This window comes from Bacillus sp. K2I17 (assembly GCF_002209985.1).
In the GTDB taxonomy this organism is placed as follows: domain Bacteria; phylum Bacillota; class Bacilli; order Bacillales; family Bacillaceae_G; genus Bacillus_A; species Bacillus_A wiedmannii.
In genome coordinates this window covers 82,238-97,417 of sequence record NZ_NJGF01000012.1, presented here as the reverse complement: position 1 = coordinate 97,417, position 15,180 = coordinate 82,238, and the positions used below count along the sequence as shown (strand labels likewise).

At 33.7% G+C, this 15,180-nt stretch carries 15 protein-coding genes, 2 pseudogenes and 1 other annotated feature; of the genes and pseudogenes, 4 read left to right on the top strand and 13 right to left on the bottom strand.

What is annotated here, in order from left to right; genetic code table 11:
• Positions 1–46 precede the first annotated feature (46 nt).
• The 4 genes from CER22_RS15995 to CER22_RS15980 form a co-directional block, all read right to left on the bottom strand.
• Entirely contained in the window at positions 47–682 is a 636-nt protein-coding gene (locus CER22_RS15995; RefSeq protein WP_141540980.1) for an HAD family hydrolase, read from the bottom strand.
• Positions 683–787: 105 nt separating this feature from the next.
• Positions 788–1,375: a YpjP family protein gene (locus tag CER22_RS15990; RefSeq protein WP_001134418.1), complete on the bottom strand. Its 588-nt coding sequence runs from the start codon at positions 1,373–1,375 to the stop codon at positions 788–790.
• A 283-nt stretch (positions 1,376–1,658) separates the two neighbouring features.
• Positions 1,659–2,858: an ABC transporter permease gene (locus tag CER22_RS15985; protein ID WP_088609125.1), complete on the bottom strand. Its 1,200-nt coding sequence runs from the start codon at positions 2,856–2,858 to the stop codon at positions 1,659–1,661.
• Positions 2,851–3,561: an ABC transporter ATP-binding protein gene (locus tag CER22_RS15980; RefSeq protein WP_088609124.1), complete on the bottom strand. Its 711-nt coding sequence runs from the start codon at positions 3,559–3,561 to the stop codon at positions 2,851–2,853. Before CER22_RS15980 ends, CER22_RS15985 begins: the two co-directional genes overlap by 8 nt.
• A gap of 153 nt (positions 3,562–3,714) precedes the next feature.
• Here CER22_RS15980 and CER22_RS15975 point away from each other — a divergent pair, with 153 nt between their 5' ends.
• Positions 3,715–4,146 carry a GNAT family N-acetyltransferase gene (locus tag CER22_RS15975; protein WP_088063244.1) on the top strand — a complete coding sequence of 144 codons (432 nt, stop codon included), beginning with the start codon at positions 3,715–3,717 and terminating at the stop codon, positions 4,144–4,146.
• Between the two features lie 29 nt (positions 4,147–4,175).
• Positions 4,176–4,703, top strand: coding sequence for an HAD-IIIA family hydrolase (locus CER22_RS15970; RefSeq protein ID WP_060488621.1), 528 nt, complete (start codon positions 4,176–4,178; stop codon positions 4,701–4,703).
• A 57-nt stretch (positions 4,704–4,760) separates the two neighbouring features.
• Here CER22_RS15970 and CER22_RS15965 read toward each other — a convergent pair whose 3' ends face one another.
• The 6 genes and pseudogenes from CER22_RS15965 to CER22_RS15940 all read right to left on the bottom strand — a co-directional run bounded on the left by CER22_RS15965 (position 4,761) and on the right by CER22_RS15940 (position 10,319).
• Positions 4,761–5,201 carry a GNAT family N-acetyltransferase gene (locus tag CER22_RS15965; RefSeq protein WP_048540883.1) on the bottom strand — a complete coding sequence of 147 codons (441 nt, stop codon included), beginning with the start codon at positions 5,199–5,201 and terminating at the stop codon, positions 4,761–4,763.
• The gene (locus tag CER22_RS15960) at positions 5,198–5,671 is read right to left on the bottom strand and encodes an SAM-dependent methyltransferase (RefSeq protein ID WP_087982557.1); all 474 of its coding nucleotides are present in this window, start codon (positions 5,669–5,671) and stop codon (positions 5,198–5,200) included. Before CER22_RS15960 ends, CER22_RS15965 begins: the two co-directional genes overlap by 4 nt.
• A gap of 87 nt (positions 5,672–5,758) precedes the next feature.
• A pseudogene (locus tag CER22_RS15955) lies at positions 5,759–6,455 on the bottom strand (aspartate/glutamate racemase family protein).
• Between the two features lie 147 nt (positions 6,456–6,602).
• Positions 6,603–7,805 (bottom strand): alcohol dehydrogenase EutG, encoded by a 1,203-nt coding sequence (gene eutG, locus CER22_RS15950; RefSeq protein ID WP_088609123.1) that lies wholly within the window; start codon positions 7,803–7,805, stop codon positions 6,603–6,605.
• Positions 7,806–7,857: 52 nt separating this feature from the next.
• Positions 7,858–9,297, bottom strand: coding sequence for a GntP family permease (locus CER22_RS15945; RefSeq protein WP_088609122.1), 1,440 nt, complete (start codon positions 9,295–9,297; stop codon positions 7,858–7,860).
• Between the two features lie 356 nt (positions 9,298–9,653).
• Positions 9,654–10,319 (bottom strand): HAD family hydrolase, encoded by a 666-nt coding sequence (locus tag CER22_RS15940; protein WP_088609121.1) that lies wholly within the window; start codon positions 10,317–10,319, stop codon positions 9,654–9,656.
• Positions 10,320–10,510: 191 nt separating this feature from the next.
• Between CER22_RS15940 and CER22_RS15935 the strand changes: the two genes are divergently transcribed.
• Together CER22_RS15935 and CER22_RS15930 are read left to right on the top strand one after the other, a co-directional pair.
• Positions 10,511–11,308: a lipid II flippase family protein gene (locus CER22_RS15935; protein WP_088609120.1), complete on the top strand. Its 798-nt coding sequence runs from the start codon at positions 10,511–10,513 to the stop codon at positions 11,306–11,308.
• A gap of 24 nt (positions 11,309–11,332) precedes the next feature.
• Complete coding sequence (locus CER22_RS15930; protein ID WP_088609119.1) at positions 11,333–11,908, top strand: nucleotidyltransferase family protein; 576 nt, start codon at positions 11,333–11,335, stop codon at positions 11,906–11,908.
• Positions 11,909–11,946: 38 nt separating this feature from the next.
• Here the strand turns inward: CER22_RS15930 and CER22_RS15925 are convergent, their stop codons facing one another.
• The 3 genes and pseudogenes from CER22_RS15925 to CER22_RS34295 form a co-directional block, all read right to left on the bottom strand.
• A complete protein-coding gene (locus CER22_RS15925) occupies positions 11,947–12,861 on the bottom strand; it encodes an alpha/beta fold hydrolase (RefSeq protein WP_088609118.1) in 915 nt (304 codons plus the stop codon).
• Positions 12,862–12,898: 37 nt separating this feature from the next.
• Positions 12,899–14,239, bottom strand: a complete 1,341-nt coding sequence (locus CER22_RS15920; protein ID WP_088609117.1) for a sodium-dependent transporter — start codon at positions 14,237–14,239, stop codon at positions 12,899–12,901.
• 116 nt (positions 14,240–14,355) lie between these two features.
• Positions 14,356–14,604, bottom strand: a binding site (T-box leader).
• A gap of 99 nt (positions 14,605–14,703) precedes the next feature.
• Positions 14,704–14,866: pseudogene (locus CER22_RS34295) on the bottom strand (PepSY domain-containing protein); the annotation flags it as partial.
• Positions 14,867–15,180 lie beyond the last annotated feature (314 nt).

The following is a 15,180-nucleotide window of genomic DNA, read 5'->3' as shown; positions in this document are numbered from 1 at the left end:
TACCCAAAATTCAATATGATGAATAGCTGATTGAAGTGTATTCATATTAAGAATATGCCCCTTGTACTATTTGCACAATTTCCATTGGTGTATTGACCATGTAATCTGGTGCATCTTTTTTCACTGTTTCAATAACATCATATCCCCAAGATACCCATATTACATTCACCCCAGCCTTTTTACACGCTGCTACGTCTCGCTGTTCGTCACCGACGTATAACATATCTTTCTCTGTTATTTTTTTCGATTTTAAAAATCTTTTTATCATTTTATCTTTACCGAACAAATTTTTAGAACAATATACCTCTTGTATATTTTCTATATCATTATTGTGTAAAAATGCCCGAATATGCTCTTCTGAGTTAGAAGATATAACGGCAATTCCGTATCCTTTTTTATGCAGTTCATCTAATACATCCTTCATCCCATGAAACAAAATAAGATCTTTTATAGCGGGTTGATACAATTTATAAAACTCCAGCGCTAATATCGGTAGTTTATACAATGGTACATCAAGTTGTTTACATCTCTCTGGCATCGTTAATTTACGTAAATACTCAATTTCTTCTTCCCTTACCGTTTTATATCCGTGCTTTTCAGCAATTTGATTATAAATTGGTACAAATATATTTTGTGAATCTACTAATGTGCCATCAAAGTCAAAAACAATATATTTTTGCATCCCCATACTCCCTTTGCTTCTTTTTCTAAACCTATCTTATTCAACACCGTAGTTGTCTAAACCTTCTATATACATAAAAAAGAACAAGATTTTCTCTTGTTCTTTTTAAGAAAGCCACTTTGGCGGTATATTCGTATTCCAATAAATATTCCCTAATTCATGGTGTCCTGAGTACCCATCATCAAAACGGTGATAGTGGAAATTAAAATAATAACCATCTTGCGGTGGATGATCTCTTCTTACATGAAATCGCAATAAGTCATTTCCTGATTTCGTGTCATACACATGAAAAATCTTTTCATTATTTCCGCCAGCTGGTCTTTGAGAAATCGCTAATGATTGCAATGACTCCTCTGGCACATCACTTGCAAGCTCAGCAATTGCCTCTTCAATTTTCGGTAATATTACATCTTTAAACTCATCTTCAATTACTGGACCAATTTTAGTGCCAAACTTTTGCATCGACTGCTTCTCTGCTTCTTGCATTGCGTACGTAATAAAAGTATCAGTGGTTAACCTGTCATTCGTTTCTTCATATGTATAGGACGTACTCTCCAAATTTTGTTGCCCAGCTGTGCTCGTAGGCTTGTCCGCAGCTTTGGCATTATCAAGCAATATGGAAGGAGGCGTCACTAAACCAAATGTAAATACGGTAATTAATGCGACTAAGGTTTTTCTAAACCAATTTGGCATGTATGTTCCCTCCCCTTTCACTCATTATATTTTATATAACGGTTGTTCCTTCTATTATACAAAATGATTGTAATTTTTGCACTTTACAATTTTGTTAACGTTCACATATTTTTCACTTGAATATGAAATTGTAAGATTTCATACAATATAAATACAACAACAATGAGGAGGCAATCCGATGACTTTAGATGTCATGTATTCCGCCGCAAGCATACTCGTTTTGGTATATTTTCTTTATCAATGTGTAACAGATTAAAAAAAGAGCCATTTTTCGGCTCTTTTTCTATGGTAAAAATACAATCCAACCAATCCATACTATAAAAATAATCCCGGCAATTACAGCTAGTAATAAATCAAAATGAGAAAGTATAACTATTCCATACAAAAGCAGTACTGGAAGTAATAAATAGCGATCGGCCTTCCATCTTAACAATAATAATTTTCCTTCATCACAATATAGATGGAGAAACATTTTTTTCGTAAATTCATTCCAATAATCGCGCGCATAACGAGAAATTCCAACTAAAGCAAATGCAAGAATAATAGCTGCAATCCACCTCGGACTCATAATAATACTGACGGTGCTTATACATACAATTTGAATATAAAATATTCGTGCACTACTTGTACGGAAAAATTCTTTTAAAAAGGATTCAACAATACGAGATTCCTTTTTCTTCCCTAAAAACTTTTTAGAACGCGGAAACATCCACGGTTTTTTATTCGAACTACTCGGTTTAGCTGTATGACCACCAACTTGCATAATCCCACTCGTCCAGCGCATACTTTCTTCTTTCTCTTTCTCAACTTCTTTAAAAAAGCAATTTTTATAATTCCATTTTTCTTTTATCAACCCGATAATTAGAAAAACTGCTAGACCGATACTTAGTATAGAATAAACTGGATTTGTATAAATAAGAAACAGACTCAATCCAAAAAAGGTTAAACTTATAGAAAAAATTACATTTTTTATAATCCATAGTAGCCATCGTTTCCCCACACGTACATGAATAAATCTCGTTAATAACGACAACAGAAATCGAAATACAGTAAAAAATAGCCAAAATAATACGACTTGTATTTTCGTCACTCCGATACTTTTCATCAACACTGGTAACATAGTAACTACTACTATTACATTCGTTATAGCTATTCGAATAAACGTATATGTCATACCATACTGGATTAACTTTTGCATGTGAGCGGGATACGAAATTAAAAATAAACTATCTGCTTGTTCAAAAAATGAACGAACTCCTCTTGAATATGTAATCACATAAAATGCGAATAGACCTAATCCGAAATAAACTGTCTCTCCCATCGATAATTCTTCTATCCATAGTGAACGATAATAAATCCCCATAAATATAAGTGCTGGAATAATAATATATAGCGCAACTGTCCAATCAGTTATAGAACGTATGGACTTCCATTTACGCCTCAGTTCATGACGCAATCTTTTATAAAATTGTTGTTTAATCATGCTGTTCACGCCTTACGATTACATCAAAGCAGTCTAATAATGAACTCCCTGGCATTTCTACTAACGCTTGGATAGATTCTAGATTTCCATCTGCGACTAATGTACCTTGTGAAATGAGTAAAAATCTCTCACAAATTCTTTCAGCTGTGTCTAATACGTGAGTACAAAGTAATATACCTGCGCCACGTTCTTTTTCTTTATATAAATAACTTAAAAACTCTTTCGTAGCTACTGGATCTAAACCGATAAAAGGTTCATCAATGATATAAAAATCTGGTTCAGTTAAAAATGCCAAAATGAGCATCGATTTTTGTTTCATACCTTTTGAAAACTTTGATAAATACTCATGTTTATGTTTATCCATTCGAAACATATGTAATAACTCTTCTGCTTTTCTTTCCCAGCTTCCTACTTCGTTCTCGCGAGCAGCCATTAATAGTTCGATATGTTCCCAAAGCGTCAAATAATCATAATATGTCGGGTGTTCCGGCACGTATGCATAAGGATTTTTCTTTTCACCAAATGATATTTCACCATTCATATTTACAAGTAAACCGAGCATCGTTTTAATCGTCGTACTCTTCCCGGCACCATTCGCACCAATAAGTGCAACTAATTCACCTTTTTCAATTGAAAAGGCAATATCATGAATTGTCTTTTCCCCTATATCATATCCGGCAGAGCGAATATTCACTTCTAACATACATTCCCCTTCTTTCCATTTCCAATACAATCAAGGAAAAGAATAACATATAACTATCTATATATCATTATGAAATATTTATTTTCGTAGCAGGAATACATACTTTTTAATAGAATATTTAATGTTTGATTACATTTAATTGGAGTGGATAATATGTCTTTTCAAATTCGTGAAGCTACGATAGACGATATAGATGCACTTTGTTCTTTAACAACAGAATTAAAAGGTTCCTCTATTTCGTATGAAGATATGAACAACCGATTGCAATTCGTACAAATGAGTCCCTTTGATTTTTTATATGTTTATGAGGAAGAAGAAACCATATGTGGATTACTTGGGTTTCGTATTCGTGAAAATTTAGAAGATGTAACTCGTTATGGGGAAATTTCAATTATTAGCGTTGATTCTACAATACGACGAAAAGGCATTGGGCAAGTATTAATGGATTATGCTGAGCAATTAGCAAAGACACATAATTGTATAGGCACATGGCTAGTCAGTGGAACAAAAAGATTAGAAGCACATCCTTTTTACAAAAAATTAGGATATGAAGTGAATGGATATCGATTTGTGAAACATTTTTAAACTACTTATAAATGGAAAGGACTATAACTATGACAAACATCGAAGCTATTTTTATTGATCGTGACGGTACAATTGGTGGTGACACTACAATACATTATCCAGGCTCTTTTACATTATTTCCTTTCACAAAAGCAGCTCTGCAAAAACTAAAAGCCCAAAATATAAAAATTTTCTCTTTCACAAATCAACCAGGTATCGCAGATGGGATAGCAACTGTAGCTGATTTTGCACAAGAATTAGAAGACTTCGGTTTTGATGATATATACGTATGTCCTCATAAACACGGTGATGGTTGTGAATGCCGTAAACCAGGTACAGGTATGCTGCTGCAAGCAGCTGAAAAACATGGGCTTGATTTAAAAAAATGCGCTGTAATTGGTGATCGCTGGACTGATATCGTTGCAGGCGCAACAGTACATGCGACAACGATATTAGTTCGAACAGGCGCTGGATATGATGCTTTACATACGTACCGAGACAAATGGGCACATATTGAACCAAACTACATTGCAGAAAACTTTGAAGATGCTACAAATTGGATTTTAAATCAACAATAATACAAATTAAAAGAGACGTTTTCACAATGAAAACGTCTCTTTTAATCTTATATTTTTTTAAAACGTTAATTCATAATGGAAATAACGATTATCTCTCAAATAACCATTTTCAGCATATAATCGCTGTGCTGATAAATTATCAATCTCCGTTTGTAATTTTACACCTTTTGCACCATTTTCTAATGCAAATTCTTTAGCAGCTTCTAATAATTTTTTACCTGTTCCTGCTCCGCGCTTAGTTGCTTGTACAAATAAATCATTTAAAATCCATAATTCTTTCATCGAAATGGAAGAAAATGATGGATATAATTGTGTGAAGCCAATATATTCGCCGTCTTCAACTGCCACAAAAATAACGGATTCTTTTCTCTCGATCCGACTTCGCAAAAATACTTTTGCTCCTTCTAAATCGGAATCTTGTCTATAAAACATACGATAGTTATTAAAAACTGATGCTAGTCCATCTAAATCTGCAATTGTTGCCTCATATATTCTCATTTTACTCCATTCCCCTTCCAATACTGTCTCATTATATCCGTTGCCCATTTAGGCTGTACAATTTCTTCTTTCGGCATAAACTCTTTCATTATCGGCTTTATATCCAATATAGGTGTGCCATCAATAGCATCTAACCCCTCAACAATAATTGATTTACCCTCTCTTTTGATCACCTTTACAATTGTTGCTCCTATGCGATTCGGACGATTTTTCCCGCGCTGTGCAAAAATGCCTACTTTAGGATAATCATTATTATTTCTAGGATGTCTAGCAAAATATTGAATTTGTTCATCAGTTACTTTATGAAAATAAAAAACAACTTCAATATGAGAAAAATCTTCAATCCCTTGTATACTTTCCTCAGTATATATTTCAGTTAAAGTAATATAGGATCTTACTTCTCCCCACTCATCATCTTTTATTTCCTTTCTTTCATTATGTACAAATGCGATTGGTTGAACTGAAAACATACGCATTCCCCCTTAAATGTAACCACTTACATTATAAAGTATTTTCAGAATGTTTTCCACAAACGCGAACTAGGTTACATAATATAATTATGATCTATTTCGTAAAGCGAAATTAACTGCTTCAACTGCATGTATATAAGTTGTGTCGAATATCGGAACTGATACGTCTTCCTGCTTTATTAATAATCCTATTTCTGTACAACCTAATATAATTCCTTGGGCCCCTTCTTGTACTAGCTCTTCTATAACTCTTTTATAATACTCTCTAGATTGAGATGTTATCTTTCCTAAACATAATTCTGTATATATTACTTCGTTTATCTTTTCTCTATCCTTTTCTGATGGAACCATTACTTTTATACGATTCTCTTCTATGCGTAATTTATAAAAGTCTTGCTCCATTGTATATTTAGTTCCAAGCAAACCAACCCTTTGAATATCTTTCCTTTTAATTTCTTTCGCAGTTGCATCAGCGATATGTAAGACTGGAATATGAATATTCTCCTTTATTTTCTCAACTACTTTATGCATTGTATTTGTGCAAATAATTATAAAATCTGCTCCTCCCCTCTGTAACGAATATGCCGCATTTCCTAATATTTCTCCTGCTCCATTCCAATCTCCGTTAGACTGGAATCGTTCAATCTCTTCAAAGTCCACACTATTAATCATACATTTTGCTGAATGTAATCCTCCCAATCTCTCTTTTATTTCTTCATTTATGATTATAATATTCAGAAGTTGATTCCCAACTCATACCACCAATTAAACCTATTGTTTTCATTACACAACACCCACCTTATACTGTTTTTTAAAACTAATCACAACATTTTATTATGTATATTATACACAATAAAACAAGACTTTACGTTTATAATATAAAGTCTTGTTTTAACTATTTCCAAGGAAATTTTATAAGAATATTCTGAAATTATTTTTTTGATGTTTTTATAAAATCTTCATATTGATAATGAAAACATTCTCGATACAACTGTTTAATTTCATCATATGATGGCACACGTGGATTATTTGCTGGACTTCCACTTTCAATTGCATCTGATGCCATTTTAGAAATAGCTGTTTCAAATTCAACTTCACCAATTCCGTATTCTTTTAAATTTGGAATACGAAGATCAAAACAAAGTTTTTTTATTTCCCTCAGCGTGTAGTCGGCTACTTCTTCATCACAATAGGAATACAAATCTTTATTTAAACAACGTCCAATATCCGCTAGTCTTTTTACTGCACTAATTTTTGTATATTGTAAAACTGTAGGTAATAGTATTGCATTCGATATACCATGTGGTACATGAAATAACGCTCCTACCGGCCTTGACATTCCATGAACTAACGTAACAGATGCATTGGAAAATGCGATTCCAGCTTGTAAGGAAGCAATCATCATCGCTTCTCTTGCCTCCATATTCTCTCCATCCTCATATGCAATACGTAAATATTTCATAATACTTTCAATAGCGGAAAGTGCAAGTACATCGGTAAGTGATTGTGAAACTTTAGAAATATATGCTTCGACTGCATGACATAATGCATCTATCCCTGTTGCTGCTGTAATATGAGATGGTACCGAACGCGTTAATATTGGGTCAATAATCGCTACTTGCGGTGTGAAATTTGGATGCTTCATCATCATTTTTACATCTGTTCGTTTATTCGTAATTACTGCTACACTTGTTACTTCCGATCCAGTACCAGAAGTTGTTGGGATTGCAATTAGTGGTAGCGGATCGTTGTCTATTTCCATATCTTTTTGGACATAATCTTCCACTTCTCCACCATTTGTATTTAACACCGCAACTGCTTTCGCTGCATCAATACAACTTCCACCACCAATACCAATAATAAAATCACACTTTCCTTCTTTACAAAGTGTTAACGCTTCTAACACGTGTATATTTGTAGGCTCAGCATTTACTTTATTATATGTACTAACAGTAATACCTTTCGTATTTAATTGTTGTATGCACCTCTCAACATATCCTAAATTCTCCATAATTGTATCCGTGACTATAAACGCTCTTTTCCCCAACTTCTTAGATTGTTCCCCCAGCTTTTCAAGCGAATTTCTTCCATATAATACGGACTTCGGCATACGAAACTCAGCAACTTCTTGCAAGTACTCCACCCCTTCTTACCCTAATTAATGTTTTAGTTTATAAAATATCGACTTAATAAATTCCTGTTGCAGTATAGAATGCAATTACTAAAAATACGGCAACCGTTTTCAAAACTGTAATGGCAAAAATATCTTTATATGACTGTTTATGTGTTAAACCTGTTACTGTAAGAATAGTAATAATAGCTCCGTTATGTGGTAATGTATCCATTCCTCCCGATGCCATTGACACGATACGGTGCATTACTTCTAATGGAATATCAAATTGATTGGCCGCTGCAATAAACTTATCTCCCATCGCACTTAAAACAATTCCCATTCCTCCTGATGCAGAGCCTGTAATTCCAGCTAAAATATTCGTCGTTACAGCTCCATTCACTAGAGGGTTCGTGAATGTGGCAGAAATGCCGTCTCTCATAATCGCGAAACCTGGAAGTGCTGCGATGACACCACCGAATCCAAACTCAGCACCTGTATTCATCGTTGCAAGTAACGCTCCACCAATACTTGTATTCAATCCAGCTTGAAATCCTGTTACTACTCGTTTCCAATATAATAATAACGTTGTTACAATACCTATAATAAGTGCTAATTCTACTGACCAGATTCCAACTACTGCACTTAATTCTACTTTTCCAAATGCTTTCATACCAATTTCAGAAAAATCAAAACCATTCGGATACCACTTCGGTATCATAATAGTAAAAACTTTATTCATTACACCTACTAAAATAAGTGGTATAAAAGCAATCACTTGCTGAACTCTTGTAATTTCAATGCTTTTCAGTAATGGCATATCTTTTTGTTCTACTTGCAAAGAAGCTGCCATTTCAGTATCTCCATCGTTAAAACCAAAATACCCTTCTCCTGCCGCCTTCGCCTTCTTACGTCTACTCTCTAAATATAGTAATCCTAACGTCAGTACAAAAATTGCCCCTACAATACCCAGTATCGGTGCAGCATAAATGTCCGTTTTAAAAAATGTTGTAGGTATTACGTTTTGAATTTGTGGTGATCCAGGTAGCGCATCCATCGTAAACGTGACCGCTCCAAGTACAATCGTTCCAGGGATTAAACGCTTCGGAATATTCGCTTGTCGAAACAGCTTAGCTGCGAACGGATATACAGCAAACACTACTACGTACACACTAACGCCACTATACGTTAAAATAGCACCCATTAATACAATCGCTAAAATCGTACGTTTTTCACCAACTAACTCTATAATTGTCTTTGCAATCGAGTCTGCAATTCCTGACATTTCTACTACTTTCCCAAATATTGCCCCAAGTAAAAATACAGGGAAATATAGTTTAATAAACCCTACCATTTTCTCCATAAAGATATTCGAAAAGAAAGGTAATACAAAACTAGGCTCTGTCAAAAATACGGCAAATAATGCAAATATCGGTGCAAATAAAATAACAGAAAACCCTCTATATGCTACAAACATAAGTAAACTAAGTGCTAATAATATAATAACTAGCTCCAATCATACCCCTCCTTTAAACTGAAAATTCAAAATTTTATTGATAAACTTCTACTAATCTTTTATTTCTGACATCCCTCCTCTTATTCATACAAATTTTTCATGCTAAAAATGTCTAATTATAAGTATTCGATTACATATGAAAAATCCCTTTAAACATAAAGTGAAACTTTAATCAGTGGGGGTTTTGTTCATCCCCCACTGATTATTAGTTGAACCAATCGGACGTTTACGGACAGTTGATCCCCACCTAACTTCTTTGCTCCAACTGAATTTTGAGGTGGGAGTTTTACTGTCCGTTAACGCGGGATAAACGAATTCATCGTCATACGTTATAAAGGGATTGCTAGTCTCTATATTTACTGCTTTATCAAACTATTGTCTACACAAAAATGATGTAGTTCTTTTACATCATTTACTATATGAGTTGCACCAACTTCAGTCAATTCTGTTTTACTACCATAACCGTATAAAACGCCGATTGAAGCAATTTCATTATTATTCGCACCGATTATATCGTGCTTTCTATCTCCAATCATAACAATTTCTTCTTTATTTAGGCCTTCATTTGTTTGTAAAATATGAGCAATGATTTCTTCTTTTTTTATTCTCGTACCATCTAAATTACTTCCAATTATACCTTCGAAATAATTCGTTAGTTGGAAATGATCTAGTACTTGTTTTGCAAATACAGTAGGTTTTGAAGTTGCTATAAATAAACGATTTCTGGTATCTTTTAATTGTTTTAAAAGATTTGGAATACCATCGTATACCTTATTTTCTAACAATCCACGCTGCTTTAAATATTCTCTGAAATAAAAAACAGCGCGTTCTACTTCTCCTTCATTCATATTGTATCTCTCTATGAATGATTGCTGGATGGGTGGACCAATAAATGAATCTAACTCGCTTACATGTAATTCTTCAATTCCAACCTTTTTTAATGCATATAATACTGAATTTATAATTCCTTCTTTCGGATCCGTCAATGTTCCATCTAGGTCAAATAGAAATGTTGTGTACAAATTTAATCCCCCGCTCCTATTTAATTTACATATTATATAGAAGGCTTTTTTATGCCTACCTTTTACTATACTACCCTTATTTATCTTTTCGGAAATTTCTTCTTCTATGTCACATACGTTCAGTTACAAAATGTAATAGATATGATAAAGTAGAAAAGTTACAATTAACTAAATAGAAACTGGTGAACTAAATGTCAATTACCTTAATATTTATTCTGGCTTTCACAATTATTATCCACGCAGTCGAAACAAGTTCTTATAGTATTCGATTAGCCGGTGTTCGTTTAAAAAAGATTGTCGTTGCCTTATCCGTCGTAGGGATGGTACTGCTTATTTCAAGAACATCTAACTTACTACAAGCCTTTTTAATTGGCGGGATTGTCGATGAAGCAAAACTAGATTCTTCTATTGATTTAGAGCATATTATACGGCTCGTTCTATTATCTGCCTCTGTCGGTACACTGCTTGCGATTATTCTGTATCCAACTTTGACAAAACTATTTGGATATGTCATTCGAAACTTTGAAACAGACGGTTCTTTCATTCGAATGATGAAAACAAATAACATTCAAAAATTAAAGTATACAAAAAAATATGTACGATTTCCAAAATTAGAAATGATTCATAGACTACGTATTGGTGGTATTCCAAAACGTATTATGCTTATTAACATGTTGGCTACTGCAATTTATACAGCTGGTGTTCTTTCAGCCCTTTACGCTTCTTTTTTAAATCCAGATTATGCAACAAATGCAAGTACAGCTTCTGGACTTGTGAATGGTTTCGCTACTATTTTATTAACAGTGTTACTTGATCCACGTATTGCACTTTTAACAGAACGTGCTTTACAATCAGAAAATGGCGTTGAATCTATGAGTAAAATGTATGGTTGGCTAATGATATCTAGACTTCTCGGTACATTATTAGCACAGCTACTATTTGTACCAGGTGCTTACTGGATTTTATGGATTATTGAACTGATGCATTAATTTACTAGAAAGGTAGATTTATCAATGAATATAAAAACAGAGCAAGATATAATTCGCTTAATAGAAAACGACGAATGGATGATGGATATATTAAAAATGGCAAAATCACTAGAGCTACCAGATTGGTGGATTTGCGCCGGATTTGTTCGCTCTAAAATTTGGGATACTTTACATGACTACGAAATACGAACGGCTACACCAGATATTGATGTCATTTATTTTGATCAATTACATACAGATGAGGTATATGAGCAATCACTAGAGAAAGCACTGGTAAATATGGATGCTTCTATACCTTGGTCGGTAAAAAATCAAGCTCGTATGCATGTAGTGAATAATATGCCACCGTATTCTTCTTCTGTTGATGCTATTTCTAAATTTCCTGAAACAGCAACTGCTTTAGGAGTTACACTTGATGAATTAAACAACGTCATATTAACGGCCCCATGCGGTATTGAAGATGTACTTTCCTTACAAGTGAGGCCAACAGCTCATTTTCTTGAAACAAAAGAGCGATTACATATGTACAACACTAGAGTTAATAAAAAGAAATGGCAAAACATATGGCCTAACATTGCAATCACTTATCCTAAAATCTAAAAAAGGAGCTTCTCATTATACGAAGCTCCCTTTCTATTTTATTTCAAAAACTGAATGACTATTTCCGCAAATCGATCTGCTTCTTCATAATGCGGTGTATGACCACTCTCTTCGAATACAATACAATCCCCATTTTGAGCATCTTTATTAAATATTTCAATTTGTTTTTCACACGTTACTGCATCATGTTTTCCTACAATTAATAACATTGGATTTTGTATATCTTTTATTTTTTGTAATAATGAAGTATGAACTGCTCCTTCTATTTTTAATCTATCAAAATGAATTTTGGAGCGATTTGAAAATACTTCCCACTCTTCATCACTATACAAACTCTCGTCTGTCACATCTTCCTTATAATTGTAAATCTCCATTCTATTTTCTTCTAATTCATTGCTTAGTCTTATATAAGCTTCTAACAACTCTTCGGAACTAGCATTGCTAGATGAATAAGCAAGAGACTCTTCTGCTACTACTTCTTTTCCATACTTTTTTAATAAATACCCTGTCTTTTGTAACAAAGCTCTACTTGTTAATGCAAAATCGAAAGTTGGCGCTTCAAATATGATTTTCTCTATTGAACTTGGATATATCGACGCATATAACAATGCTAAATATCCACCGAAAGAATGTCCAATGACAGACCATTTCTCAATTTGTAATACTTTTTTTAGTTCCTCACAGTCTTCAATCAAATCATTTAATCCAAAAGCTTCGTCCTCAGTAATTTCTTCTGAGCGACAAACACCTCTTTGATCTATCATTATTACATATAAAGAATCTTTTAAACGTTCCGCTTGATGAAATGAAAAATCATAGCAACTTTCTCCTGGTCCACCATGCAAGTATAGGACTGGTTTATTTTTAGGATTTCCATGCGTTTCAACGTATAGTTTTTTCCCTCTAATATTCATATATTTTCCTACTTCTATCAAATTCGCTTTTATGACCATCACCTTCTTTTTTTACTGAATATTATAACATTTAATTTTAAATAATCCCTATTACATTTAAAAAGACGATGATTATTGCAAGTGGTGCTATAAATCGAAGTAAAAACGCCCAACAAATAAATACTTTCTTTCCATAATTTCCACCTACAAAAAACTCTGCTTCTAGTACCTTCTTTTCCATTTTGAATGAAACGAAAATACTAATAAATAGTGCACCAAGTGGCATTAGTATATTACTAGATAAGAAGTCTACTGCATCAAAAATATTCTTTCCGAAAATCGTAATATCACTCCATACTCCAAATGATAACGCGGATGGTATACCTACTAAGAAAATGCCGAAACCGATTATCCATGATAATTTCGTTCTTTTTTCTTGTTCACCATTTGCTAATGCTGAAACAACTGTCTCTAGTAGAGAAAATGCCGATGTTAATGTTGCAAATGTAAATAGTGCAAGAAATACTGTTAAGAACAACCCACCGAATGGAATTTGACTAAATACAGATGGTAATACGATAAATAGTAATCCAGGTCCTTCTGTCGGCTCCATTCCTAATGAAAATACGGCCGGAAAGATAGCAAGACCTGCAAATAATGAAACAAATAAATTCAATCCAACAATTGTAACTGCTGATTTTGGTAAACTTTCTTTTTTATTTAAATACGAGCTATAGGTAACCATAATCGAAATCCCGATACTAATCGCAAAAAATGATTGTCCCATCGCGAATAAAATACTTTCTGAAGTAATCTTTGAGAAGTCTGGTTGTAAGAAAAACTTCACACCTTTCATTGCGTTATCTAGTGTTAGTGAGCGAACAATAAGAGCGACAAATAAAACGAACAACGCTGGCAACATATATTTACTTGCTTTTTCAATTCCATTTTGTACACCTTTTGATACAACCCAAATCGTAATGAACATAAAAGCGAAATGTCCCATAATTGCCCAAGTCGGATTTCCAATTGTTTCAGTAAATAATGCTCCGTAATTTTGTCCTGGAATAATAAGTTGTCCTGTTAGTCCTCTGAACAAATAAATGAATACCCATCCACCTACAACACTATAAAACGAAAGTAATATAAAACACGTTCCGACGCCAAGACGTCCAATCCAGTGCCACCCTGTATTTGGTGCAATACTTTTAAATGCTCCAACTGCTTGTTTCTGTGTACTGCGACCAATCATAAATTCAGCTATAAGTAGCGGTAGCCCAATTAATACAGTGAATAATATAAAGATTAAAAAGAATGCTCCTCCCCCGCTTTTCCCAGCGATATAAGGAAACTTCCATATTGCGCCAAGTCCAATTGCCGATCCAGCTGCAGCCATTATAAAACCTAATTTCGAAGTCCATTGCTCCGTCTGTTTCATCTTATTTTCCTCCTAATTAAATCTTTTTATATAAATAATAGAATTTTATAAACCAGTCCAAATAAACCCTCCATTTCTATTTCCATAAAATAAAAAAATGGCCCAACGTCTCTATATAAAGAGACGCTAAGCCATTTACTTAACGCGGTACCACTCTTATTGATTCCATTATGAATCCACCTTAGTAGTAATCGTTTGATTACAAACCTAATATCGAAGGTTAACCGTTAAGATTTACTAAGAATGTGATTCCGTTCCACCTTACTGCTCCTAGGCGAGTTCAGGATGTCATTTGACTATGTCACACCAACCCATAGCTCTCTGTACAAATATACGACCTTACTACTCCTATTCAACACAATTAAATATTTAGAATATATTTTCTTTTGAAATTAATATGAAGTATATCGGTTATATTTGTAACTGTCAAGGGTTATATTAAAATTTGTTGAGAAACCTTTTTATTATCCTTCGTCATCATCACCACTATCAGCAGTACCTTCTTCTGGATCATCGTTATCTTGTTGTTGCGATGACTCCTTTTGTTGAATAGCGTTATTTACCGCTGTAGTAGACGACTCCACCTGTTATTGGATGTACTCTTACATCAACCGTTAAAACGTACTTTACGATGACTTCAAAACATAATACAACCCTTTAGTTTTTCCTCTACTATCGTCATACACTGTACAAATCCATTACAGTCTATAAAATTTAACACTTAATACACTTATAAAATTATACGTGTACCAACTTATTTCTACGCTAAAACACAAAAAGCACTTGTTGCCTTTAATTGACAATCAAGTGCTTTAAGTTCATATGTTTTTAAGTAGCATAAATTTGTAAGTTTTATAGTAACAGTATGACACCTTTTATATGTCATAACAACTACTACGTTAAAACTTACGAGTTTGTACGATTTGGTTAGTTTTATGTCC

Bases quoted from the DNA above. Each gene is read 5' to 3' on its own strand.
- CER22_RS15995 (WP_141540980.1), bottom strand. From the start codon at position 682: ATGCAAAAATATATTGTTTTTGACTTTGATGGCACATTAGTAGATTCA.
- CER22_RS15990 (WP_001134418.1), bottom strand. From the start codon at position 1,375: ATGCCAAATTGGTTTAGAAAAACCTTAGTCGCATTAATTACCGTATTT.
- CER22_RS15985 (WP_088609125.1), bottom strand. From the start codon at position 2,858: ATGATTAAACAACAATTTTATAAAAGATTGCGTCATGAACTGAGGCGT.
- CER22_RS15980 (WP_088609124.1), bottom strand. From the start codon at position 3,561: ATGTTAGAAGTGAATATTCGCTCTGCCGGATATGATATAGGGGAAAAG.
- CER22_RS15975 (WP_088063244.1), top strand. From the start codon at position 3,715: ATGTCTTTTCAAATTCGTGAAGCTACGATAGACGATATAGATGCACTT.
- CER22_RS15970 (WP_060488621.1), top strand. From the start codon at position 4,176: ATGACAAACATCGAAGCTATTTTTATTGATCGTGACGGTACAATTGGT.
- CER22_RS15965 (WP_048540883.1), bottom strand. From the start codon at position 5,201: ATGAGAATATATGAGGCAACAATTGCAGATTTAGATGGACTAGCATCA.
- CER22_RS15960 (WP_087982557.1), bottom strand. From the start codon at position 5,671: ATGTTTTCAGTTCAACCAATCGCATTTGTACATAATGAAAGAAAGGAA.
- CER22_RS15935 (WP_088609120.1), top strand. From the start codon at position 10,511: ATGTCAATTACCTTAATATTTATTCTGGCTTTCACAATTATTATCCAC.
- CER22_RS15930 (WP_088609119.1), top strand. From the start codon at position 11,333: ATGAATATAAAAACAGAGCAAGATATAATTCGCTTAATAGAAAACGAC.
- CER22_RS15925 (WP_088609118.1), bottom strand. From the start codon at position 12,861: ATGGTCATAAAAGCGAATTTGATAGAAGTAGGAAAATATATGAATATT.
- CER22_RS15920 (WP_088609117.1), bottom strand. From the start codon at position 14,239: ATGAAACAGACGGAGCAATGGACTTCGAAATTAGGTTTTATAATGGCT.